This is a genomic window from Bacillus sp. FSL M7-0791, from assembly GCF_038627085.1.
Classification (GTDB): Bacteria; Bacillota; Bacilli; order Bacillales; family Bacillaceae; genus Bacillus; species Bacillus safensis.
Window position 1 is genome coordinate 1538100 of sequence record NZ_CP152022.1, and the last position, 24305, is coordinate 1562404.

The 24305-nt window shown below is 41.7% G+C and carries 28 protein-coding genes; all 28 read left to right on the forward strand.

Features of this window, described 5'->3' with window-relative positions; translation table 11 throughout:
* Window positions 1–16: 16 nt before the first annotated feature.
* The 28 genes from MHI08_RS07815 (at window position 17) to rseP (ending at window position 24305) form a co-directional block, all read left to right on the forward strand.
* On the forward strand, window positions 17–232 hold the full coding sequence (locus tag MHI08_RS07815; RefSeq protein ID WP_008344794.1) for a flagellar FlbD family protein: 216 nt from the start codon (window positions 17–19) through the stop codon (window positions 230–232).
* Entirely contained in the window at window positions 229–657 is a 429-nt protein-coding gene (gene fliL / locus MHI08_RS07820) for a flagellar basal body-associated protein FliL (protein WP_342500135.1), read from the forward strand. Before MHI08_RS07815 ends, fliL begins: the two co-directional genes overlap by 4 nt.
* A gap of 32 nt (window positions 658–689) precedes the next feature.
* Complete coding sequence (gene fliM / locus MHI08_RS07825; protein WP_024424167.1) at window positions 690–1688, forward strand: flagellar motor switch protein FliM; 999 nt, start codon at window positions 690–692, stop codon at window positions 1686–1688.
* On the forward strand, window positions 1678–2799 hold the full coding sequence (gene fliY, locus MHI08_RS07830; RefSeq protein WP_025092583.1) for a flagellar motor switch phosphatase FliY: 1122 nt from the start codon (window positions 1678–1680) through the stop codon (window positions 2797–2799). The genes fliM and fliY overlap by 11 nt, the downstream gene beginning before the upstream one ends.
* A gap of 27 nt (window positions 2800–2826) precedes the next feature.
* A complete protein-coding gene (locus MHI08_RS07835; RefSeq protein ID WP_007499584.1) occupies window positions 2827–3189 on the forward strand; it encodes a response regulator in 363 nt (120 codons plus the stop codon).
* A 57-nt stretch (window positions 3190–3246) separates the two neighbouring features.
* Window positions 3247–3867 (forward strand): flagella biosynthesis regulatory protein FliZ, encoded by a 621-nt coding sequence (gene fliZ / locus MHI08_RS07840; protein ID WP_231506887.1) that lies wholly within the window; start codon window positions 3247–3249, stop codon window positions 3865–3867.
* Window positions 3860–4525 carry a flagellar type III secretion system pore protein FliP gene (gene fliP, locus MHI08_RS07845; protein WP_008354479.1) on the forward strand — a complete coding sequence of 222 codons (666 nt, stop codon included), beginning with the start codon at window positions 3860–3862 and terminating at the stop codon, window positions 4523–4525. Before fliZ ends, fliP begins: the two co-directional genes overlap by 8 nt.
* 16 nt (window positions 4526–4541) lie before the next feature.
* A complete protein-coding gene (gene fliQ / locus MHI08_RS07850) occupies window positions 4542–4811 on the forward strand; it encodes a flagellar biosynthesis protein FliQ (protein ID WP_003211206.1) in 270 nt (89 codons plus the stop codon).
* 6 nt (window positions 4812–4817) lie between these two features.
* Window positions 4818–5597 carry a flagellar biosynthetic protein FliR gene (gene fliR, locus MHI08_RS07855; RefSeq protein ID WP_025092585.1) on the forward strand — a complete coding sequence of 260 codons (780 nt, stop codon included), beginning with the start codon at window positions 4818–4820 and terminating at the stop codon, window positions 5595–5597.
* Entirely contained in the window at window positions 5594–6682 is a 1089-nt protein-coding gene (gene flhB / locus MHI08_RS07860) for a flagellar biosynthesis protein FlhB (RefSeq protein WP_034623630.1), read from the forward strand. The genes fliR and flhB overlap by 4 nt, the downstream gene beginning before the upstream one ends.
* A 29-nt stretch (window positions 6683–6711) precedes the next feature.
* On the forward strand, window positions 6712–8745 hold the full coding sequence (gene flhA, locus MHI08_RS07865) for a flagellar biosynthesis protein FlhA (protein ID WP_039178556.1): 2034 nt from the start codon (window positions 6712–6714) through the stop codon (window positions 8743–8745).
* Window positions 8745–9863 carry a flagellar biosynthesis protein FlhF gene (flhF, locus tag MHI08_RS07870; protein WP_342500136.1) on the forward strand — a complete coding sequence of 373 codons (1119 nt, stop codon included), beginning with the start codon at window positions 8745–8747 and terminating at the stop codon, window positions 9861–9863. Before flhA ends, flhF begins: the two co-directional genes overlap by 1 nt.
* A complete protein-coding gene (locus tag MHI08_RS07875) occupies window positions 9857–10762 on the forward strand; it encodes a MinD/ParA family protein (protein WP_342500190.1) in 906 nt (301 codons plus the stop codon). Before flhF ends, MHI08_RS07875 begins: the two co-directional genes overlap by 7 nt.
* On the forward strand, window positions 10759–11832 hold the full coding sequence (locus MHI08_RS07880) for a chemotaxis response regulator protein-glutamate methylesterase (protein WP_107163666.1): 1074 nt from the start codon (window positions 10759–10761) through the stop codon (window positions 11830–11832). Before MHI08_RS07875 ends, MHI08_RS07880 begins: the two co-directional genes overlap by 4 nt.
* A 5-nt stretch (window positions 11833–11837) precedes the next feature.
* Window positions 11838–13865, forward strand: a complete 2028-nt coding sequence (locus MHI08_RS07885) for a chemotaxis protein CheA (protein ID WP_024424158.1) — start codon at window positions 11838–11840, stop codon at window positions 13863–13865.
* Between the two features lie 24 nt (window positions 13866–13889).
* Window positions 13890–14351 (forward strand): chemotaxis protein CheW, encoded by a 462-nt coding sequence (locus tag MHI08_RS07890; protein ID WP_024424157.1) that lies wholly within the window; start codon window positions 13890–13892, stop codon window positions 14349–14351.
* Window positions 14352–14363: 12 nt separating this feature from the next.
* Window positions 14364–14990 carry a chemotaxis protein CheC gene (locus MHI08_RS07895; RefSeq protein WP_024424156.1) on the forward strand — a complete coding sequence of 209 codons (627 nt, stop codon included), beginning with the start codon at window positions 14364–14366 and terminating at the stop codon, window positions 14988–14990.
* Window positions 14990–15490 (forward strand): chemotaxis protein CheD, encoded by a 501-nt coding sequence (locus MHI08_RS07900; RefSeq protein WP_024424155.1) that lies wholly within the window; start codon window positions 14990–14992, stop codon window positions 15488–15490. The genes MHI08_RS07895 and MHI08_RS07900 overlap by 1 nt, the downstream gene beginning before the upstream one ends.
* 24 nt (window positions 15491–15514) lie before the next feature.
* Window positions 15515–16282, forward strand: coding sequence for a FliA/WhiG family RNA polymerase sigma factor (locus tag MHI08_RS07905; protein WP_024424154.1), 768 nt, complete (start codon window positions 15515–15517; stop codon window positions 16280–16282).
* A 21-nt stretch (window positions 16283–16303) separates the two neighbouring features.
* Window positions 16304–16843 (forward strand): hypothetical protein, encoded by a 540-nt coding sequence (locus MHI08_RS07910; protein ID WP_024424153.1) that lies wholly within the window; start codon window positions 16304–16306, stop codon window positions 16841–16843.
* Between the two features lie 155 nt (window positions 16844–16998).
* Window positions 16999–17733, forward strand: a complete 735-nt coding sequence (rpsB, locus tag MHI08_RS07915) for a 30S ribosomal protein S2 (protein WP_024426991.1) — start codon at window positions 16999–17001, stop codon at window positions 17731–17733.
* 91 nt (window positions 17734–17824) lie between these two features.
* The gene (tsf, locus tag MHI08_RS07920) at window positions 17825–18706 is read left to right on the forward strand and encodes a translation elongation factor Ts (protein WP_024424151.1); all 882 of its coding nucleotides are present in this window, start codon (window positions 17825–17827) and stop codon (window positions 18704–18706) included.
* A 134-nt stretch (window positions 18707–18840) separates the two neighbouring features.
* Window positions 18841–19563 (forward strand): UMP kinase, encoded by a 723-nt coding sequence (gene pyrH, locus MHI08_RS07925; protein ID WP_008344767.1) that lies wholly within the window; start codon window positions 18841–18843, stop codon window positions 19561–19563.
* 1 nt (window position 19564) lies between these two features.
* Complete coding sequence (frr, locus tag MHI08_RS07930; protein WP_024424150.1) at window positions 19565–20122, forward strand: ribosome recycling factor; 558 nt, start codon at window positions 19565–19567, stop codon at window positions 20120–20122.
* Between the two features lie 130 nt (window positions 20123–20252).
* On the forward strand, window positions 20253–21035 hold the full coding sequence (locus MHI08_RS07935) for an isoprenyl transferase (RefSeq protein ID WP_024424149.1): 783 nt from the start codon (window positions 20253–20255) through the stop codon (window positions 21033–21035).
* Between the two features lie 12 nt (window positions 21036–21047).
* A complete protein-coding gene (locus MHI08_RS07940; protein ID WP_024424148.1) occupies window positions 21048–21842 on the forward strand; it encodes a phosphatidate cytidylyltransferase in 795 nt (264 codons plus the stop codon).
* A gap of 39 nt (window positions 21843–21881) precedes the next feature.
* A complete protein-coding gene (dxr, locus tag MHI08_RS07945; RefSeq protein ID WP_024424147.1) occupies window positions 21882–23033 on the forward strand; it encodes a 1-deoxy-D-xylulose-5-phosphate reductoisomerase in 1152 nt (383 codons plus the stop codon).
* Window positions 23034–23039: 6 nt separating this feature from the next.
* Window positions 23040–24305, forward strand: a complete 1266-nt coding sequence (gene rseP, locus MHI08_RS07950) for an RIP metalloprotease RseP (protein ID WP_087975441.1) — start codon at window positions 23040–23042, stop codon at window positions 24303–24305.

The following is a 24305-nucleotide window of genomic DNA, read 5'->3' on the forward strand; positions in this document are numbered from 1 at the left end:
CGCTTCTCTGCTTAATATGATTGAAGTAACAAGATTAAATGGCAAAGGATTTATGCTGAACGCTCTCCATATCGAGCAAATCGAAAGTTTTCCAGACACGACCATTACTTTGGCCAATGGAAAGAAATTCGTTGTGAAAGAAGATGAAGAGCAGCTTCAAGAGAAAATCATTTCTTTCTACAGAAAAATCCAAGTCATTTCATTGAATCAAGGAATAGAGGAGTTTGAATGAAGAAGAAATTAGTCGTAGTAATGCTAATCATGATTATTGCCATCGTCGGAATTGGAGCAGGCATCTTTTTTCTGCTGAATGGGTCAGACGAAGCAAAAGCCGAAAAAGAGCCAACAGCAGATGAAGTTGTAAAAGCTTCTGTTGAAATTCCTGAGATTATCACCAATTTAAAATCTGAAGGAAATGCTGTCAAACTTGTCCTGAATATTGAAACGGACTCTGAAAAAGCAAAATCAGAGCTTGAGAAAAGAAGTTTCCAGGTAAAAGATGCTGTCATCGACATTTTATCAGACACGAATGCAGATGAACTTGATGGCAAAAAAGGCAGAGAACATTTTAAAACACAAGTCAAAAACAAAGTGAATAACTATTTGCAAGATGGCAAGGTGAGAGAAGTATATATAACCTCCTTTAATCTGCAATAGAGGCGATTAATTAACGCGATGGAGGTGAAGAAATGTCAGGAGAAGTGCTTTCCCAGAATGAGATCGACGCATTATTATCCGCCATCTCAACAGGCGAAATGGATGCAGAAGAGCTGAAAAAAGAGGAAACGACGAAAAAAGTGAAGGTGTATGACTTTAAACGTGCACTGCGCTTTTCAAAAGACCAGATTCGAAGTTTAACAAGGATTCATGATAACTTCGCTAGACTGCTCACCACGCATTTTTCAGCGCAGCTAAGATCATATATTCAAATTACTGTCAGCTCGGTTGACCAAGTACCTTACGAAGAATTTATTCGTTCGATTCCTAATATGACATTATTAAACTTATTTTATGTCAGCCCGCTTGAAGGAAGAATCATGCTTGAAGTAAACCCAACAATCGGCTATGCGATGATGGACAGGCTGATGGGCGGGATTGGCATTAGTCATAATAAGACAGAATCACTTACAGAAATTGAAACAAAGATTATCTCAAACATGTTTGAGGGAGCTTTGGAAAATTACAGAGAAGCGTGGCAGTCCATAACCGACATCGAGCCTGAAATGGCAGATTTCGAGGTAAATCCCCAGTTTGTTCAAATGGTGTCACCAAACGAAACAGTTGTCGTCATTTCTCTTAATACACAGATTGGCGAGGTAAGCGGGGTTATTAACCTATGTATTCCTCACGTTGTATTAGAGCCTATTATTCCGAAGCTGTCTGTACACTACTGGATGCAGTCTGAACGAAATGAACCAAAACAGCAAGAAACAAAGGCCATTGAAAAACGGATTATGAAGGCAAAAATACCGGTAGTCGCAGAGTTGGGACAATCGGAAATGACGGTGGAAGAGTTTTTGAATTTGGAAATTGGTGATTGTATTGCCTTGGACAAACCAGTAAATGCGCCTCTTACTGTTATGGTCGGAAATAAACCGAAATTCTTGGGACAGGCCGGCCGCGTGAATCGGAAACAGGCGATTCAAATTCTAGATCACGACATAAGAGGTGAAGAAGATGGAGAATAACGGAAGTAAATTATCACAAGACGAAATCGATGCGCTCCTTAAAGGAGGCAGCAATGACGATATAGAGCCTGATACAATCCTTTCTGCAATGGAGCAAGATGCCATTGGAGAAATCGGAAATATTTCATTTGGCAGCTCTGCAACAGCACTTTCAACCCTATTAAATCAAAAAGTGGAGATTACAACTCCAACTGTTACAGTGATTCAAAAAAGTATGCTGAATGAGGAATTTCCTCATCCGTATGTCGCTATTGAAGTGAATTATACGGAAGGTTTCAGCGCAAGTAACCTGCTTGTCGTCCAGCAAACAGATGCAGCAGTTATTGCGGACTTAATGATGGGCGGAGACGGGACAAATGCTGACCCTTCTTTAAGTGAGATTCACTTAAGTGCAGTACAAGAAGCAATGAACCAAATGATGGGTTCTGCTGCGACATCCATGTCGACTGTCTTTAATAAAAAGATTGATATTTCTCCGCCGCGCGTCGAATTACTTGATGTGAAAGAAGGAGAAGGGACAGACCGCATTCCAGCTGAAGAAATGCTTGTCAAAGTATCCTTCAGATTAAAAATAGGTGAACTCATCGATTCAAATATTATGCAGCTTTATCCTATTACATTTGCGAAGGATTTAATTGCAGAATTAACAGATCCTGCGCAAGAAGAAGCGCCGGTTCAAGAAGAAGTGAGTGCACCTGAACCTCAGCCGGCAGCACCGCAAACGCAGTCTGCCCCAGCGCAGCAAGCAGCACCGCCGAAAAGACAGGCGAAGCCAAAGCCGGCAGCACCTGTAAATGTGGCGCCAGTTGAATTTGAATCGTTCAGTGAGCCTCAGCATACAACAAGCCAGCTTGGAAACCTTGATATGCTGATGGACATTCCGCTTTCCATTACGGTGGAACTTGGAAGAACTCAGCGCAGTGTGAAAGAAGTTCTTGAGCTTTCAGCTGGAAGTATCATTGAACTGGACAAACTTGCTGGTGAGCCAGTAGACATTCTAGTGAACAAACGAATCGTCGCCAAAGGGGAAGTCGTTGTCATTGATGAGAACTTTGGTGTTCGTGTGACTGATATTTTAAGTCAGTCAGAAAGACTTTCTAATTTAAAATAAACAAACATATAGGGAGAGAATAAGTAAATGGCTACTAAGGTATTAATCGTAGATGATGCAGCATTCATGAGAATGATGATCAAGGATATTCTTGTAAAAAACGGATTTGATGTAGTAGGAGAAGCAGAAAACGGCGCACAAGCAGTTGAAAAATACAAAGAAACATCTCCTGATCTTGTCACAATGGATATCACCATGCCAGAAATGGACGGAATCACTGCACTAAAAGAAATTAAACAAATCGATGCTTCAGCAAAAATCATCATGTGTTCTGCTATGGGACAGCAGTCAATGGTTATTGACGCAATCCAAGCAGGTGCAAAAGACTTTATCGTGAAGCCATTCCAGGCAGACCGCGTACTTGAAGCAATTAATAAAACGTTAGGCTAAAAAAGGGTGTAAGATTTGTTGAAAAAACGTTTGATATGTATAGCAATGATCAGTTTTATGCTTTTCTTGACGATGCAGCCTGCCTCACTGTTTGCCGAAACGAAAGATCCTGAGAATGGCACAGTGAATGACTGGCTCAAAGGTGAGAAAGAAAGCAAAAAGGATACAGAGAAGAAAACCACTGACAATCAAACGAATCCGGCAGAAGAAGTTCCCTCTTCTTCTGTCTCCATTATGGATTTTGTCAAAATGATTGGTGCCTTACTTTTTGTCATCCTGCTTATTTATGGATTGGTGAGATTTGTTGGTAAGCAAAACCGCTTACTCAAACCATTTCGCTATGTTGAAAATATTGGCGGAACGACAGTCGGACAAAACCGTTCAGTCCAGCTGATCAAAGTGGGCAAAAGAGTATTAGTTGTCGGCGTAGCAGACTCAATCCAGCTGCTAAAAGAGATTGATGATGAACAAGAATGTGAAGCAATCGTGAAACAATATGAAGAAGCGATGGAAAGCAAAACCGATTTACCAAAAATGGTTCAAAAATTCACATCGCAGGTAAAGAAACATGATCAGCCGACCACTTCTTCTTTTTCAGCCAATTTAAAGGCGCAGCTAGCCGAATTGAAAAAGACCCAATCAGAAGTCAGAAAGAAAGGCCCGAAACAAAATGAATGAGTTTATCGATTTATTTAATTCCAGCGGTGCAGGAAATATCAGCACATCTGTCCGTCTTCTATTACTTTTAACTGTATTTTCGGTTGCACCGGGCATTCTCATTTTAATGACTTGTTTTACACGGATTGTGATTGTTCTTTCATTTGTCAGAACATCACTTGCAACCAACTCAATGCCGCCAAACCAAGTGCTTGTTGGACTTGCTTTGTTTCTCACATTTTTTATCATGGCACCCACGTTCTCACAGATTAATAAAGAGGCGCTGACGCCGCTTTTAAATGATGACATCACGTTAAATCAGGCGTATGAAAAAGCCGAAGTGCCTATTAAAGAGTTTATGAGTAAACATACAAGACAGAAAGATTTGGCTTTATTTCTTAGCTACGCAAAAATGGATACACCTGAATCGATTAAAGATATTCCATTAACGGCGATGGTTCCCGCTTTTGCCATTTCAGAATTAAAGACGGCATTTCAAATTGGTTTTATGATCTTTATTCCATTTTTAATTATTGACATGGTGGTCGCAAGTGTTCTGATGTCAATGGGGATGATGATGCTTCCGCCGGTTATGATATCGCTCCCTTTCAAAATATTGTTATTTGTTTTAGTCGATGGATGGTATTTGATAGTTAAATCTTTGCTGCAAAGCTTTTAGAGTAGGTGCTTAAAACATGAGTTCAGAATTTGTCATTACGATGGCTGAAAGATCAGTGTATGTAGTATTGCTTGTGAGTGGGCCGCTTCTAGCGCTCGCACTTATTGTGGGACTGATTGTCAGTGTGTTTCAGGCGACAACCCAAATTCAAGAACAGACGCTTGCGTTTATTCCTAAGATTGTTGCTGTACTCATTGGGCTTGTTGTGTTTGGTCCATGGATGCTTTCAACAATCGTGTCCTTTACGACAGAGCTGTTCTCGAATTTAGATCGATTTGCAGGTTAACAAGCGATGTCAATCATAGAATTATTCCCTGCTTTTCTTTTAGTTTTTATTCGGATCACCGCTTTTTTTGTGACAGTACCGCTTTTAGCGCATAGAACGATCCCAGCTGTACACAGAGTTGGATTCTCACTGTTTTTAGCTGTCATTAGTTTTAGCACCATAAAGGAACCGCCAGCACTTGACATAGACGGTCTTTATATGATGCTTGCGGTGAAAGAAGCAATGGTCGGTCTGCTGCTTGGGCTGATTGCATACATCATGGTGTCCGCTGTTCAGATTGCCGGCTCATTCATTGATTTTCAAATGGGTTTTGCGATTGCCAATATTATTGATCCGCAAACAGGGGCGCAGACGCCGCTGATGGGACAGTTTTTTTATACGGTCACATTGCTGTTGATGCTGGCAACAAACGCACATCACTTGCTGCTTGATGGAATCTATTACAGCTTTCAATACATTGCAGTTGATCAATACGCGCTGAATTTCGGCAGTGAATCCTTTGCTTACTTTATCGCAAAGAGCTTCAACCAAATGTTTATCATCGCCTTTCAAATCTCGGCACCTGTCGTGGCAAGTTTGTTTTTAGTCGATTTAGCGCTGGGGATTGTGGCACGTACAGTTCCGCAAATGAACGTATTTGTGGTCGGACTTCCTATTAAAATAGGTGTGAGTTTTATCATGATCATCATCTGTATGGGCGTCATCTTCGGTGTTGTCCAAAATACATTTGAAACGATTGTACTCACCATGAGGAATTTCTTAGCATTGGTCGGTGGTTCGTCATGATGACAAGGCTTAGACTAGACTTGCAATTTTTCGCAGGTGAAAAAACAGAAAAAGCAACGCCGAAAAAAAGGCGGGATTCACGTAAAAAAGGACAGGTTGCCAAAAGTACCGACGTCAATACAGCCATCTCATTTCTATTAATCTTTTTATCATTCTTTTTTATTGGGCCTTTTATGAAAGAGCGGATTATCGCGCTCATAGAACGTTTTTATTCAACAACCATGCTAATGAAGGTTAGCACATCTAATATTCATCAACTATTCTTGGAATTGCTTCAGGAAACAGGGCTCCTCCTCATGCCAATCCTTGGTGTTGGCATGCTGGCGGGGATTATCAGTAACTATTTACAAGTCGGCTTTCTCTTTTCAGCAGAAGTGATCAAACCGAAATTAGAAAAGCTTGACCCAATCAAAGGGTTTAAACGGATATACAGTATTCGAGCCCTCGTAGAGCTATTAAAATCCATTTTGAAAATTGGCTTTGTTGGCTTTGCGACATTTATTGCTCTTTGGATGCACTTTGATGAAATTCTGCGGCTTCCTTTATTAACAGCAGAGGAAACCCTTCATTTCGTCGCAAATATGACCTTGATTATGGGATTGTATGCTGCTGGTGCTCTTCTGATCTTGGCAGGGCTTGATTATATGTATCAGAAATTTGATTATGAAAAAAACTTGCGGATGTCTAAACAAGACATCAAAGATGAGTATAAAAAATCTGAGGGTGACCCGCTCATCAAATCGAAGATTAAACAGCGTCAGCGGGAAATGGCCATGAGACGGATGATGCAGGAAGTCCCAAAAGCGGACGTCATCATTACAAACCCAACCCACTATGCCATTGCTTTAAAGTATGACGAAGAAAAAATGGACGCGCCCTATGTTGTAGCAAAGGGAACGGATATTTTGGCTTTGAAAATTAGAACGATTGCGAAAGAACATGATGTCATGACTGTAGAGAACAGGCCGCTTGCCCGCGCGCTCTATGATCAGGTCGACATCGACCAAGCGGTGCCAGAAGAATACTTTAAGGCCATCGCAGAAATTTTAGCTTACGTCTATAAAACGAAACAAAAGATTTTATGAATTTTTGGTTTTAAAAGGAGAGAACAGGCATGTCAGCAAGAGATTTATCTGTTTTATTCAGTGTTATTTTAATTGTGGCGATGCTGGTCATACCGTTTCCGCCCGTTTTATTAAGTATTTTAATCATTATTAATATTTCTCTTGCGCTTATCGTGCTTCTCACCACAATGAACATGCAAGAACCACTGCAATTTTCAATTTTTCCATCATTGCTTTTGCTCTTAACGCTGTTTCGTTTAGGGCTTAACATCTCTACAACACGTTCTATTCTTTCAACAGGAGATGCTGGGAAAGTTGTTGAAACGTTCGGTTCATTTGTTGTTGGAGGAAATATCCTCGTTGGTCTTGTTGTTTTCCTTATCCTGATCATCATTCAGTTTATTGTTATCACAAAAGGGGCAGAGCGTGTATCAGAGGTTGCGGCAAGATTTACACTCGATGCGATGCCAGGTAAACAAATGAGTATTGACGCAGATTTAAATGCAGGAATGCTGACAGAAAGTGAAGCAAGAAATCGCCGTGAAAAAGTAGCGAGAGAAGCAGACTTTTATGGAGCGATGGATGGTGCCAGTAAGTTCGTAAAAGGGGACGCCATCGCAGGTATTATCATCGTCATCATCAATATTATATTTGGAATCATTATCGGGATGCTTCAGCAAGGCATGTCGATTCAAGAATCAGCTTCCCACTTTACCTTATTAACGGTAGGAGACGGAATCGTTTCGCAAATTCCGGCACTCCTCATTTCAACGGCGACAGGGATTGTTGTTACTAGAGCAGCTTCTAATGGAAACCTTGGGTCAGACATTACAGGTCAGCTCTTCGCATTCCCAGCCATGCTTTATGTGACAGCGGGCACGATCTTCCTTCTTGGGCTGTTTACACCTATCGGCATACTTTTAACAGGGCCTATCGCAGGTTTACTTGCACTTGGCGCATACATGATGTCGAAAAACAAACAAGACCAAGAAGAAATTGAAGAGGTACTGGAGGAACAGGCAGAGGTAGAAGAGATGAAAAGTCCAGAAAGCGTTATTCATCTTCTGCAAATGGATGCCATTGAATTTGAATTTGGCTACGGCCTCATCCCGCTCGCTGATGCAAACCAGGGCGGTGACCTGTTAGACCGAATTGTGATGATCCGAAGGCAGCTTGCCCTCGAACTGGGTCTTGTCATTCCAGTCGTCCGGATCCGGGACAATATTGCACTGAACCCAAATGAATACCGATTGAAAATTAAAGGGAACGAAGTAGCAAAAGGGGAGCTGCTGCTTGATCATTACTTAGCGATGTCCCCAACGCCTGATGATGATCCAATTGAAGGGATTGAAACAATCGAACCATCCTTTGGACTGCCGGCTAAATGGATATCCGAAGCAGAAAAAGATCAGGCTGAGATGCTAGGCTATACGGTTGTGGACCCAGCATCTGTCGTGTCTACTCACATCACAGAGAAGATTAGACAAAACACACACGAACTGCTCGGACGCCAAGAAACGAAGCAATTAATCGATCATCTGAAAGAAAGTTATCCTGTCTTAGTGGATGAGGTAACGCCAAATCCGCTGGCAGTCGGTGATATTCAAAAAGTACTGGCGAAGCTGCTGAAAGAAAAGGTCTCTATCCGAAACCTTGTCACCATTTTTGAGACGCTTGCAGACTACGGAAAATTAACGACTGATACAGATTTATTAACAGAGTATGTCAGACAGGCGCTGGCAAGACAGATTACCGCACAGTATGCAAGAGAAGATGAATCACTCAAAGTCGTGACATGTTCAGGCCGAGTAGAAAAGGTGATTGCAGACAGCGTTCAGCAGACAGAGCATGGCAACTACTTATCGTTAGATCCAGAATCCTCTGAAAGTGTGATTCAATCAGTGGCGAGAGAAATTGAACAGCTTTCGCTTCGTCAGGAAACGCCGGTTCTATTATGCTCACCTCCTATAAGAATGTACGTGAAGCAGTTGTTAGAAAGATATTTCCCAGATTTACCGGTACTATCTTATAACGAACTAGAAGCGAATGTGGAAGTACAGAGCATCGGAGTGGTGGATATCTAATGAAAATGAAAAAAATCACAGCAAATTCTATGCAAGAGGCAACGATTCAAATCAGGCAGCAGCTTGGGAAAGATGCCGTTATTTTAAATTCCAAAACCGTTGTTAAACGCAAACTGTTCGGTTTGAAGAAACAGCAAATGGTCGAAGTGATTGCAGTGCTGGATCAAGATTTCGAGGAAAGAGCTGGTAAAGGGTTAAACCCTGTGCCTCCTCTTCCAGTGTTACCAAAAAAGGAGCAAGTTCAAAAGCAGCCCGAAGAGCCATCCATTGCTCCCAAGGCGGCTAAACCAGCGCCTTCTCATACTCATCCTTTAGAATATGTGAGGAATGAACGGCATGCGGGTATTCTGCCTGAACCTCTCATAGCAATCGATCAAAAGCTAAAGGATCAAGGTCTTGATGATGCCATTCGAGACGAATGCCTGAAAGGTCTTTTAACAAAGGGCGCGGTTAAAGAAGATCACATAGAAAAAGAACTTGAACAACTGCTGACAGATATGCTGCCAGCTAAAACCTCTGATGAGCCGATGATTTCTTCAAAATACATTGTACTGTTCGGTTCAACTGGAGCTGGTAAAACGACAACAATTGCAAAGCTGGCTGCTAAAACGGCCATTCAGCAGCAAAAAAAGATCGCTTTTATTACAACCGATACGTACCGGATTGCAGCGATCGAACAGCTGAAAACATATGCTGAACTGCTGAATGCACCTCTTGAGGTTTGTTATTCGAGAGAGGATTTTGTAAAAGCTCAAGAGACCTTTAAAGAGTATGATCATATTTTCATCGATACAGCAGGCCGTAACTTTAAAGAAGAAGCGTATATCAAAGAGCTGACCGACATTATTCCATTTGATGAGAGCATTCAAAGTTTTCTCGTCATGAGTGCTACATCGAAGTATCAAGACATGAAAGCCATGGTCAAGCGCTTTGAACACGTTCCAATCGATCAATTCATTTTTACAAAAGTAGATGAAACGGACACGATGGGAACCATTTTTCAAATCATTGCTGACTCTCAAATCAAACTTGGTTTTTTAACAAATGGCCAAAATGTGCCTGAAGATATTCTTGAAGGTTCTCCTCGTGAACTTACAAGGATGGTTTTACAATCATGAAGCCCGACCAAGCAGAAGGGTTAAGAAAACTAGTTCAGCAGAGTCAAATGATCACACCGGCTCCTCTTAACGTCAGCGGCCAGGCAAAAACCATTGCTGTTATGAGCGGCAAAGGCGGGGTAGGTAAATCGAATTTGACACTGAATATGGCACTGTCTATCGCAAGCACAGGCAAAAGAGTGTTAGTAATCGATCTTGATTTTGGGATGGGGAATATTGATATTTTACTAGGGAAAACATCGGCTAGCTCTATATTAGATGTTCTCGTTAGAAAAAAATCCTTCCAAGCAGCTATGACAAAAGGAACGGATAACCTATATTACATTTCTGGTGGAAGTGGACTTGAACAGCTGTTTTCTTTAGATAAAGATCAATGGTCGTTCTTTTTGGAAGAGATGGAAAGAATGATGCAGGGCTTCGATTGTATTTTCTTTGATATGGGTGCCGGCCTGTCAAAAGATCAGCTGCCATTTGTCTTATCAGCAGGGGAAGTAGTCGTTGTGACTACGCCAGAGCCGACATCCATCATGGATGCCTACAGCGCGATTAAACACTTAGCCATTCATCAGTTTGAACGGTCTGTGCAAATCATTGTCAACCGGTGTAAAACTCCGTCAGAAGGGTCTGAAACCTACCGGAAATTAGCAGGAGTGGTCACATCTTTTCTTCACAGAAAACTTGTATTTGCTGGCGCTGTGCCTGATGATCCTGCGGTTCCTAAAGCAGTATCAGAACAAATTCCATTTTATATGAAGCAGCCTCATTCAAGGCTGAGTAAAACCATTAAGATGCTGGCAGAAACACTATATCATCAGCAGATAAGAGAGGCACGGAGAGAACAGCATACGTTTATAGATAAGTTGTCCTCTTTTTTTAAAAGGAGGAAGGTGGACTCATGATTAGAGTGCTAGTAGTAGATGACTCGGCCTTTATGAGAAAACTCATTAGTGATTTTCTAAGTGCTGAGCAAGAAATTGAAGTCGTCGGAACGGCGCGAAATGGGGAAGATGCCTTAAAACGGATCAAGGAACTGAATCCAGATGTTGTCACATTAGATGTGGAAATGCCTGTTTTAAATGGAACAGAAGCATTAAAACAAATTCTGGCTGAACACGACCTTGCCGTAATTATGGTGTCAAGCCAGACAAAGCAAGGAAAAGATTTAACTATCCATTGCTTAGAACTCGGTGCTTTCGACTTTGTGACAAAACCTTCGGGAAGTATTTCGCTCGATTTGCACAAAGTGAGGGGGCAAATTGTTGAGCGGGTACTTGCGGCAGGACTGTCAAGGAAACGCACTGAAGAGAAGATGTCTCCTAAACCGGTGATAAAGCCGCCAAGTCCAGTGGCTGCACCCCGTCTGCAAACAGTAAAAGGCGCCTCACTCCGAAAGATTATTTCTATTGGAACATCTACAGGAGGGCCAAGGGCACTTCAACGAGTCGTAACGAAGCTGCCTAAGGACATAGAGGCACCTATATTGATTGTGCAGCATATGCCGGCAGGATTTACGGCATCACTTGCTGCTAGGTTAGACCATTTATCACAAATTACGATTAAAGAAGCACAAGATGGAGACATCGCGAAAAATGGAGTGGCTTACATAGCTCCTGGTGGAATGAATATGTCACTTCATGACCAAGGGGGATCACTTGTTATCAGGCTGTCCCCTGAAGACACGGAAAGCCGGCACAAACCGTCTGTTAACTATTTATTTGAATCCATCAGCAGCATAAAGGGTTACGAGAAAATCGCTGTCATTATGACAGGAATGGGCAGTGACGGTACGGAAGGTGTCAAAAAAATGGTCGCAAGCGGTCATACGAAAGTCATTGCAGAAAAAGAAGAATCATGTGTTGTTTTTGGAATGCCTAAATCAGTCATTAAAGCAGGCCTTGCACATGAGACAAGGCATGTGGATGACATCGCACATGCAATTATAAGCTCCATGAAAAAAGAGAGGGCGTGAACACGTTGGATGTAAACCAATACTTAGATATCTTTTTAGATGAAAGCAGAGAACACTTACAAACTTGTAATGAAAAACTTCTTGATTTAGAAAAGAACCCAACCGACTTGCAGCTAGTGAATGATATATTCAGAGCAGCTCATACATTGAAAGGCATGAGTGCAACGATGGGCTTTGATGATATGGCTCACTTAACGCATCATTTAGAAAACATGTTTGATGCGATCCGTAATGAACAAATGATTGTCACTCCTGAGTCAATGGATACGATGTTCGAAGCACTCGATCATCTTGAAGCAATGGTTCAATCGATTGCAGAAGGAGGAGACGGGAAACGCGATGTCACAGAGATTAGTAAAAAGCTAGATGTGACAGGAAGCCATGCTGAGGCAGCTTCTAGCGTTGAAACAGCAGATGCATCAGCTGCTGCTAATGACTTAGATTATAACGAATTTGAACGAACGGTTCTTGATGAAGCGAGAGAGCAAGGCTTCAAATGCTATGAACTCAACGTGACATTAAGTGAAGCGTGCTTACTAAAAGCCGTTCGTGTCTATATGATTTTTGAAAGATTAAATGAAGCAGGCGAGGTTGTCAAAACCGTTCCAAATGCAGAACTGTTAGAATCAGAAGATTTTGAATCTGAATTCAGCATTTCTTATCTTTCTAAACAGCCGATGGACGAAGTACAGAAAATCGTTACGGCGATCTCAGAGGTTGAGAAGGTTGAGATCTCTGAAGTCTCCGCATTTGAAGAAGCAGCTCCAGCTGAAAAACAAGAGGCGCAGCCTGAACAGAAAAAAGAAGAAGTATCCGTTCCTGCTGCGAAAGCGCCAGCAAATGATGCGCCAAAAGCAAATGGCAATAACGGTGCAGCTGCCGGCGGAACGAAAACAATTCGTGTCAACATCGACCGTCTTGATTCTCTTATGAATCTATTTGAAGAACTTGTGATTGATAGAGGCCGATTAGAACAGATTGCGAAAGAACTAGAAAATAACGAACTCACAGACACAGTCGAAAGAATGACTCGTATTTCTGGAGACCTGCAATCAATCATCCTGAACATGAGAATGGTACCTGTGGAAACTGTCTTTAACAGATTCCCGCGTATGATTCGTCAATTGACGAAAGAGCTTAATAAGAAAATTGAGCTTATTATTGAGGGTGCTGAGACGGAGCTTGATCGAACAGTGATCGACGAGATTGGTGATCCGCTCTTGCATTTACTCAGAAACAGTCTAGATCACGGGATTGAATCACCAGAAGAACGTGTGAAAAAAGGCAAGCCGGAAAAAGGTACGGTTCTATTAAAAGCGTACCATAGCGGAAACCATGTCTTCATTGAAGTAGAAGATGATGGCGGCGGAATTAACCGTAAAAAGGTGCTTGAAAAAGCATTAGAGCGCGGGGTTATCACAGAAAGAGAAGCAGAAACACTTGAAGATCATCAAATTGATTCATTGATCTTTGCAGCAGGATTCTCTACAGCTGATACGATTTCTGACATCTCAGGCCGCGGTGTAGGTCTTGACGTTGTGAAAAACAAGCTGGAATCACTTGGCGGATCTGTAAGCATTAACTCAACAGAAGGACAGGGTTCACTATTTTCGATCCAGCTTCCGCTTACATTATCGATTATTTCCGTTCTTCTTGTAAAACTAGAAGAGGAAACATTTGCGATTCCGATTTCTTCTATTATTGAAACGGCTGTCATTAAGAAAAGTGACATCCTGCAAACGCATGATCGTGAAGTGATTGATTTCCGCGGATTTATCGTACCGGTCGTGTACTTGAAGAAACAATTCCACGTACCAAATGCGAATGAATTAGAGGAAGAACTGCACATCATTGTTGTTCGTAAAGGAGACAAGCTGACAGCATTTGTGGTCGATTCATTTATTGGTCAGCAAGAGGTTGTATTGAAATCACTAGGAGATTATCTGCCAAACGTATTTGCGATATCCGGCGCAACGATCCTAGGTGACGGTCAAGTTGCACTCATCGTTGACTGTAATGCACTGATCAAGTAAAAAACAATAGAGGAGCGGTCTGAAATGAGTACAGATATCAAAACTGGCGAAAAGATGATTGTGTTTATCGTAAACAAAAAAGAATACGCCATTTCAGTATCAGAAGTAAAGTCCATTGAAAAATGGCAGCAGCCGACAAGAGTTCCTGGCGTTGCCCCTTATATATGCGGTGTTATTAATTTACGCGGTGTCGTGACACCTGTCATTGACCTGAGAGTCAGACTTGGTTCTACTGACAACGAAATTACAGATGAAACAAGAATGATCATTGTACAAGTTGGTGACATTGAGGTCGGCTGGATTGTTGATGAAGCAAATGATGTCATAACCGTTCATCAGGAAGAAGTAGAATCTTCTCCTGAATCAGCTGAAAAAGAAGGACAGTCATGGGTGACAGGTATCATTAAGCATGATCAGCGTCTTTTCAATATCATTCATGCCGGTGCTGTCCTCGACAAGAGCGTTCAAGGTGCACCTGTTCATTAAGGGGGATGTGAAATGAGCATTTTCAACGAAATTAAAGATGAACAGCTAGATATTTTAGGAGAGGTTGGGAATATCGGGGCAGGCCACGCAGCGTCTGCTCTCGCCAACCTATTGGATCGCAAAATCGATATGGCTGTTCCTTTTGTCAAGGTTCTCTCGTTTGAAGATTTAATGGATTTCTTTGGCGGTGCAGACCTTCCTGTTGCAAGTATTTTCCTGCGAATGGAAGGGGATTTAACCGGCTCAATCTTTTTCATTATGCCGTTTGAGCAAGCAGAACAATTTGTAAGAGAGCTTGTCCAGGATCCGGCATTTGATATTGATACGATTCATGAACATGAGATGGGGACGTCAGCACTTCATGAACTTGGAAATATTTTAGCGGGCTCTTATTTATCAGCCCTTGCCGATTTAACCAAATTGCAGCTTTACCCAAGTGTTCCAGATGTCACGCTCGATATGTTCGGGGCTGTCATTAGTGAAGGGTTGATGCAATTCAGTCCTCTTGGGGATCAGGCGATTGTGATTGATACATCTATTTTTGATGATCAAAATAAGCAAGAGCTGAAAGGAAATATGTTTCTATTACCAGACTTTGAATCGTTCGAAAAACTATTCAAAGCATTAGGTAACCTATAATGAACGTGCAAATTCCGGCAGTTGTAAAGGTTGGTATTGCGGATGTTCAGCTTGTTAAATCACCGGACCGCATTCGGACATCCGGTCTTGGTTCCTGCGTAGGGCTTGTCTTGTTTGATCAAGACAAAAAGCTGGCAGGCCTTGTCCATGTTATGCTTCCAGATTCCTCTCTTTCAAAAGGGGCGGTGGAGAACTTGGCTAAATATGCAGATACAGGTGTCAAGCATACAATTGATTTGCTCTTAAAAGCAGGCGCACGCAAACATGCGCTAAAGGCAAAACTTGCTGGCGGAGCGGAAATGTTTAAGTTTAAGTCAACCAATGATCTAATGAGAATTGGACCTAGAAACGTTTCAGCTGTAAAAGAACATCTGTCTCTTCATCATATCCCGATTATTAGTGAGGATACAGGCGGAAACAGTGGCCGCACGATCGAATTCGATCCGCTTACGGCAGAGCTTGAGATCCGTACTGTGAAGCAAGGCATTATGAAGATATAACTAAGGAAGTATAGGGGGATAAAGATGCAATCCTTAAATTACGAAGATCAGGCGCTATGGGCTAGATGGAAAGAGTGGAAAGACCCAGCTGCTGGAGATGATCTTATGCGCCGCTATATGCCGCTCGTCACATATCATGTTGGAAGAATTTCCATCGGTCTCCCGAAGTCAGTGCATAAAGAAGACTTGATCAGTCTAGGGATGCTCGGTTTATATGATGCCCTTGAAAAATTTGATCCCGGAAGAGATCTGAAGTTTGATACATATGCATCCTTCAGAATCCGCGGGGCCATTATCGACGGTCTTCGTAAAGAGGACTGGCTGCCTCGTACATCAAGAGAAAAAACAAAAAAAGTAGAAGCGGCTATTGAAAAGCTTGAACAGCGTTATTTGCGTAATGTGACGCCGACAGAGGTGGCTGAGGAACTCGGCATGAGTGAACAGGATGTCGTCACAACGATGAATGAAGGATTCTTTGCAAATCTGCTCTCAATCGATGAGAAGCTGCATGATCAAGAAGACGGAGAGAACGTCCAAGTCATGATTCGCGACGAGAAGTCTGTGACTCCAGAAGAGAAAATGCTGAAAGATGAATTAATTGAACAGCTTTCTGAAAAAATCACAGAGCTTTCAGAAAAAGAAAAGCTTGTGATCAGTCTTTTCTATAAAGAAGAACTGACATTAACGGAAATCGGTCAAGTGCTCAATTTATCTACTTCGCGCATTTCGCAAATTCATTCAAAGGCCTTGTTCAAGCTTAAGCATCTGCTTGATAAAGCCATTCAATCTTAAAGAGTTAGTGAGTGAAAAAATATGTTATGGCTGATTAGCTTCATGCTTCATGCTGCACTTATTTATTTTGTGATTATTTTATATACGAGAATGAATTCGCTGAAGGCAACAGAACAAAAGCAGCGAGAACTTCTAGAAGAAACGGAAAATACCCTGGCTGCATTTTTGATGGAGGTCAAAGAAGAGAATGACAAACTATCAAAAGTGGCAGCCGCTTCCCCTGATTTTTCTGCTGAAGAGCTGAAATCGGATCTTCAGACACCAAAACAGCCACAACCACCAATTGAATCCCAGCAATCGGTCGAAAGTGAAGATCCCGTACCAGAGCACCTGTCGGCTCTCCTTAGCGAAGTTGAGGTGCAGGAAGAGAAGGTAAACGAACCCGTTCCACAACTTGAAACAGAGGCTTCTCTGCCTTCTAAAAGTGAAATAGAAGAAACATTCGAGGACCAAGTGAAGACCCTATATGATGAAGGGCGGTCACTAGAAGAAATAGCGAAAGAAATGAAAACTGGCAAGACAGAAATCGAGCTTTTATTAAAATTTAGCGGAAAGCTGTAAAGGATTCTTGATTGTCAGTCCATCATGTGTTATATTATTTCTTGGTGTTAAATACACACGCTTAATGATTCGTATAAAGGTGCTGCCGTGGCGCAGTTTTATGTGAACATGACTTAAGCGGAGGAAAAAAAACCATTATATTAGGAGGCAACAAAATGTCAGTTATTTCTATGAAACAATTGCTAGAAGCTGGTGTTCACTTCGGTCACCAAACTCGCCGTTGGAACCCAAAAATGAAGCGTTACATCTTTACAGAGCGTAACGGTATCTACATCATCGACCTTCAAAAAACGGTGAAAAAAGTAGAGGAAGCTTACAACTTCACGAAAAACCTTGCTGCTGACGGAGGAAAAATCCTTTTCGTTGGTACGAAAAAGCAAGCACAAGATTCAGTGAAAGAAGAAGCAATCCGTTCTGGTATGTTCTATGTGAACCAACGCTGGCTTGGTGGAACTTTAACAAACTTTGAAACAATCCAAAAACGTATTAAACGTTTAAAAGATATTGAAAAAATGCAAGAAAACGGTACATTCGAAGTTCTTCCTAAGAAAGAAGTCGTTCAACTGAAAAAAGAATTAGAGCGTCTTGAAAAATTCCTAGGCGGAATCAAAGACATGAAGAGTCTTCCGGATGCACTTTTCATTATCGACCCTCGTAAAGAGCGTATTGCAGTTGCAGAAGCTCGTAAATTGAATATCCCAATCATCGGTATCGTTGACACAAACTGTGATCCAGACGAAATTGATGTTGTGATCCCTGCAAACGATGATGCAATCCGTGCTGTAAAACTTCTAACTGCTAAAATGGCAGATGCGATTCTTGAGTCTAAACAAGGCGAAGAAGAAGCTGTTGTAGAAGAAACGACAGAAACTGAAACAACAACTGCGTAACCTATTCAAAAGGTGATAAGAGGGAAATGCCTTTTATCACCTTTTTTTCACCTAGTAATCCGTGTTTTAACATAGAAGGAGGAAATGTAAAATGGCAATTACTGCTCAATTAGTTAAAGAACTGCGTCAAAAAACTGGTGCAGGTATGATGGACTGTAAAAAAGCGTTAACAGAAACTGATGGTGACATCGAGAAAGCAATCGACCTTCTAAGAGAAAAAGGAATCGCAAAAGCTGCGAAAAAAGCAGACCGTATTGCGGCAGAAGGATTAACTCTTATCAAAACTGACGGTAACACAGGCGTGATCCTAGAAGTGAACTCTGAGACTGATTTCGTTGCGAAAAACGAAGGATTCCAAGCACTTCTTAACGAACTTGCTGATCATTTGCTTGCTGCTAAACCTGCAACACTTGAAGAAGCTCATGCTTCTAAAATGGAAAACGGTTCAACAGTTGAAGAGCATATCACATCTGCAATTGCGAAAATCGGAGAGAAAATCACTCTACGCCGTTTTTCTGTCATCACAAAAGAAGATAATGCTGCATTCGGTTCTTACCTGCACATGGGCGGACGTATCGGTGTGTTAGCTGTTCTTAACGGAACAACTGACGAAGAGCTTGCAAGAGACATCGCAATGCACGTTGCAGCTGTAAACCCTAAATACATTTCTCGTGACCAAGTGTCAGAAGAAGAAGCAAACCGTGAGCGTGAAGTATTAACACAGCAAGCGCTTCAAGAAGGAAAGCCTGAAAACATCGTAGCTAAAATGGTAGAAGGCCGTCTAAACAAATTCTTCGAAGAAATTTGCTTACTTGACCAAGCGTTCGTTAAAAACCCAGATGAAAAAGTGAAACAAGTTGTAGCTGCGAAAAACGCAACTGTTCAAACTTATGTTCGCTATGAAGTGGGCGAAGGTATCGAAAAACGTCAAGACAACTTTGCTGAAGAAGTTATGAGCCAAGTGAAAAAATAATGTTTGAAAAGCTCTCTGGGGCTTTTTTAGGGAGCACAAGCACTGTGTTCCCTATTTTTTAGAGGATATTGATTTACAAAAGGCAGTTTCTTACGCATAATAAGAGACGGTATAGTATACACTTGGAGGTTATCATGAGCAAACCGAAATATAATCGCATTGTACTGAAGCTAAGTGGCGAAGCACTAGCGGGTGATGCTGGAAATGGAATTAACCCAACTGTCATTCAATCAATTGCAAAGCAAGTAAAAGAAATTGCAGAGCTTGATGTTGAAGTTGCAGTCGTTGTAGGCGGAGGAAACCTTTGGCGCGGGAAGACAGGCAGTGATCTAGGAATGGACCGTGCAACAGCAGACTACATGGGGATGCTGGCAACAGTGATGAACTCACTGGCGTTACAGGACAGCCTAGAAACGCTTGGCATTCAGTCTAGAGTGCAAACCTCTATTGAAATGAGACAGGTTGCAGAACCATACATAAGAAGAAAAGCGATCCGTCATCTTGAGAAGAAACGTGTCGTCATTTTTGCTGCTGGAACAGGGAATCCTTATTTCTCTACAGATACTACAGCAGCACTTCGAGCAGCAGAAATTGAAGCAGATGTCATTTTAATGGCGAAAAATAATGTAGATGGTGTCTACAGTGCTGATCCTCGTACAGATGCGGATGCAGTAAAATATGATAAGCTTTCATATCTTGATGTACTTAAAGAAGGGCTTGCTGTAATGGATTCTACTGCGTCCTCATTATGTATGGACAATGACATTCCATTAATCGTCTTCTCCATTATGGAAGAAGGAAATATTAAACGTGCCGTAAACGGCGAATCAATCGGAACGATCGTGAGGGGGAAATAACGTGTCAAAAGAAGTATTGAACCAAACGAAAGAAAAAATGGAAAAAGCCGTACAAGCGTACGGACGTGAGCTTGCAACTGTTCGTGCAGGCCGTGCGAATGCTTCACTGCTTGATAAAGTGACAGTGGATTATTACGGTGCACAGACACCGCTTAACCAAATTGCGTCGATCACAGTGCCAGAAGCACGTATGCTGATTATCACACCTTACGATAAAACAGCAATCGGTGATATTGAAAAAGCGATTCAAAAGTCTGATCTTGGCATCACGCCAACAAGTGACGGAAATGTGATCCGTATTGCGATTCCTGCGCTGACAGAAGAAAGACGTAAAGAGCTTGTGAAAGTCGTAAAAAAATACTCAGAAGAAGCAAAAGTAGCTGTTCGTAACGTGCGTCGTGATGCAAACGATGATTTGAAAAAGCTTGAGAAAAATGGGGAGATCACTGAAGATGAATTAAGATCATCAACAGAAGATGTCCAAAAATTGACAGATGAATATGTCGCTAAAATTGATGACGTGACGAAAGATAAAGAAAAAGAAATCATGGAAGTTTAAGAAAAAACTATGTACAATAGATAATAGTGAAAAGACCCTCTTCATGTTTACAGGGGGTTTTTTTGTTAATACTGTTGATGACTATATTATTTAGCGGGAACGCAACCTTTTTGGGTGATGGAGGAATCTCATGCTCAATATACTCAAAAATTGGAAGAATCAGCAAACAGCAGCTTCCAACTTAGAAAGCCTGACAAAAGAAGACATATTAAATGGAGAAATTCCTGAACATATCGCCATTATCATGGATGGGAACGGAAGATGGGCGAAAAAACGTGCTCTTCCACGGGTAGCAGGTCATCATGAAGGAATGAAAGTCGTCAAGCGCATGACAAAGCTTGCAAATGAGCTGAATGTCAAAGTGCTGACTTTGTATGCTTTCTCTACGGAAAATTGGAAACGTCCAAAACTAGAAGTAGACTTTTTAATGAAACTTCCTGAAGAATTTTTAAACATCTACCTGCCTGAACTCATCGAGGAGAATGTCCGTGTGCGTTTAACAGGTGATCCAGACGGCCTCCCGCAGCATACGAAAAAAGCGGTAGAGAACGCAGTAAAGAGTACGGCGAATAACGACGGGCTCGTTTTGAACTTTGCGCTCAACTATGGAGGGCGCACAGAAATCGTCTCCGCATGCAGACAAATTTCTGAAAAGGTCAAAGAAGGTAAGCTTCGAGCAGAAGACATCACAGAAGAGATGTTTTCAGCTTATTTAATGACAGAATCTCTTCAAGATCCGGATTTGCTCATTCGCACGAGTGGAGAAATTAGATTAAGCAACTTTATGCTTTGGCAAATTGCGTACAGCGAGTTTGTCTTTACGGATGTGCTTTGGCCTGACTTTTCTGATGAGCACCTTATAGGCGCTATCGGAGAGTACCAGCGCCGCGGCCGGAGGTTCGGTGGAATTTAGAGGGTGGTGCAGATGAAACAAAGAATTTTGACGGGTGTTTTGGCAGCTGCAGTCTTTTTGCTTGCAGTTATATATGGACAGATGCCATTTACCCTGCTGATTTATTTAATGGGAAGTGTCGCTCTCTTTGAGCTTTTAAGAATGAAAAAGATCTCGATTTTCAGCTTTCCTGGTATTGTCAGCTTAATATTGCTTTGGCTTTTAATGGGCGGAGACAACAGCTTCTTCCCAAACGTGGACGCATCAAAAATGCAGATTGCTTTATTTGCAGTCTTAATACTTTTAACTTATACAGTTTTGAGCAAAAACTCTTTCACTTTCGATGAGGTTGCTTTTGTTGTATTAGCCACATTATATATTGGCGTTAGTTTCTATTATTTTATCCAAATTAGAGGCTTATATGGCATGAGTGCGATCTTCTTCGCAGCAGTGATTATTTGGTCTACTGACTCAGGAGCCTATTTTATTGGAAAATCTATGGGGAAACGAAAGCTTTGGCCAGAAATCAGCCCAAACAAAACAGTAGAAGGATTTATCGGCGGAATCGTCACAGCGGTCGTGTTGTCACTTGTGTTTCAGGCGGTTACAGGATTTTTGCCATCATATCTGCTTGTGATGTTTATTACTCTTTTACTCAGTATCTTTGGACAGCTTGGCGACCTTGTGGAATCTGCTTTAAAGCGTCATTATCACGTGAAGGATTCAGGGACAATTCTCCCTGGCCATGGCGGGATTTTGGACAGGTTTGACAGCTTTTTATTCGTTCTGCCGTTTTTATACTTACTGCTCGCAACGTTTGCCAGCTAACCTCATAGAAACTTATTGAACGAGAGAAGGAGTGGCAATTTGAAATATATTTCGCTATTAGGCGCAACAGGATCAATTGGAGAACAAACGTTAGATGTGATCAGTCAGCACCCGGACAAGTTTAAGCTGAAAGCCATGACATTTGGCAGAAATATAGCAAAGGCGATTCCGATCATTGAGCGCTTTCAGCCTGAATTCGTCGGCTGTGTAGACGAAGAAACCTATCACATGCTAAAAAATCATTCATTTGCATACGATGTGAAGCTGGCTGCTGGTGATGAAGCCAACATCGAGGCAGCGACCTATGATGCAGTGGACGTAGTGGTCAATGCACTTGTAGGAAGTGTTGGACTTGTTCCAACATTAAAGGCCATTGAACAAAAAAAGACGATTGCTCTCGCGAATAAGGAAACACTTGTGACAGCTGGTCATATAGTAAAAGAGTACGCTAAAACATATGATGTACCTTTACTTCCTGTCGATAGTGAGCATTCCGCTATTTTTCAATGCCTGCAAGGTGAACAAGCTAAAAATATTGAACGTTTAATCGTGACAGCTTCAGGTGGTAGTTTCCGAGATAAAAAACGAACTGAACTTGAAGGTGTTACGGTTGAAGAAGCGCTGAACCACCCGAACTGGTCGATGGGAGCGAAAATCACCATTGATTCAGCGACGATGATGAATAAAGGGCTCGAGGTGATCGAGGCACATTGGTTGTTTGATATCCCTTATGAACAAATTGATGTGCTGCTACATAAAGAGAGCATTATCCATTCGATGGTGGAATTTCACGACAAAAGCGTCATGGCTCAGTTAGGGACACCTGACATGAGAGTGCCTATTCAATATGCACTCACATACCCTGACAGGGCGCCGTTACAAGAAGCGAAATCATTGAACCTTTGGGAGATTGGACAATTGAATTTCCAAAAAGCGGATTTTGACAGGTATCGCTGCTTACATTTTGCTTATGAATCAGGTAAAATAGGAGGGACAATGCCTGCTGTACTTAATGCAGCAAATGAAATGGCAGTCGATGCATTTCTGAAAGGCAAAGTAACGTTCCTGCAAATTGAAGAATTGATTGAAAAGGCACTAATCAGACATCATGTGATTTCAACGCCTAGTTTGCAAGATATCCATGAAGTGGACAAAGATACACGAGACTTTGTTCAATCAATCCTCACATAAGGTGGTATGTTCGTGAATACAGTGATTGCGTTTATTATTATTTTTGGAACGCTCGTTTTTTTCCACGAGCTTGGCCATTTAATTATGGCGCAGCGCGCGGGGATTTTATGCCGCGAGTTCGCAATTGGTTTTGGGCCGAAGATTTTCTCCTTTAAACGAAAAGAAACCGTTTATACCATTAGACTTCTCCCTATTGGCGGATTTGTTAAAATGGCTGGAGAGGACCCTGAAGTTATCGAAATTAAACCAGGTCATACAGTGGGGCTCTTATTCAATGAGCAAAATGAAGTAGAAAAGATCATTTTAAATGATAAAGAAAAATATCCTGATGCACTTGTCATCGAAGTTGAGCAGATTGATTTAGATCATGCTATGAGAATCTCGGGATATGAAGCTGGAAATGAAGATATTCTGACTGGCTACAATGTCAGTCAAACAAGCTTCTATATTGCAGATGGTGAAGAAATTCAAATCGCACCATACAATCGTCAATTTGGTTCAAAAACAGTTTGGCAGCGAATTAAAGCCATCGCAGCTGGACCGATTATGAACTTTATCCTGGCGTATGTGATTTTGGTTGCTTTAGGTTTTATTCAAGGGGTAACCGTTGATGATCCTGTACTCGGTAAGCTGACGAAAGACGGCCGAGCGGCTGAGGCTGGACTCATGCAGGGAGATCACATCGTGTCCATTAACGGCGAGAAAATGAATTCTTGGACAGACGTCGTTCAAACAGTTCAAAAGAACCCTGAGAAAAAAATGAATGTCGTCATTGACCGAGATGGCAAAGAAAGCACTGTGCAGGTTGTACCAGAAGCTGTAAAAGCAGATGGGAAAAGCATTGGCCGTTTCGGATCATATCCACCAACGGAAAATGGATTTTTGAAAGTTATTTCATCTTCTGGAACAACTGTCATTTCAACGGCAGGTCTGATCTTAACGAACTTGCAAAAAATTGTCACAGGACAATTTTCACTAGACATGTTAGCAGGTCCTGTTGGAATTTATGACATGACAGGAGAAGTAGCCAAACAAGGTGTGTTAACATTAATGCAGTTTGCGGCGTTCCTCAGTATCAACCTAGGCATCGTGAATTTGTTACCGATTCCTGCATTAGACGGAGGACGTTTACTATTCTTATTTGTTGAAGCCATTCGCGGTAAACCAATTAATCGTGAGAAGGAAGCACTTGTTGTCTTTATCGGTGTTGCTTTCCTCATGCTGTTAATGTTAGTGGTAACGTGGAATGACATTCAGCGGTTATTTTTATAA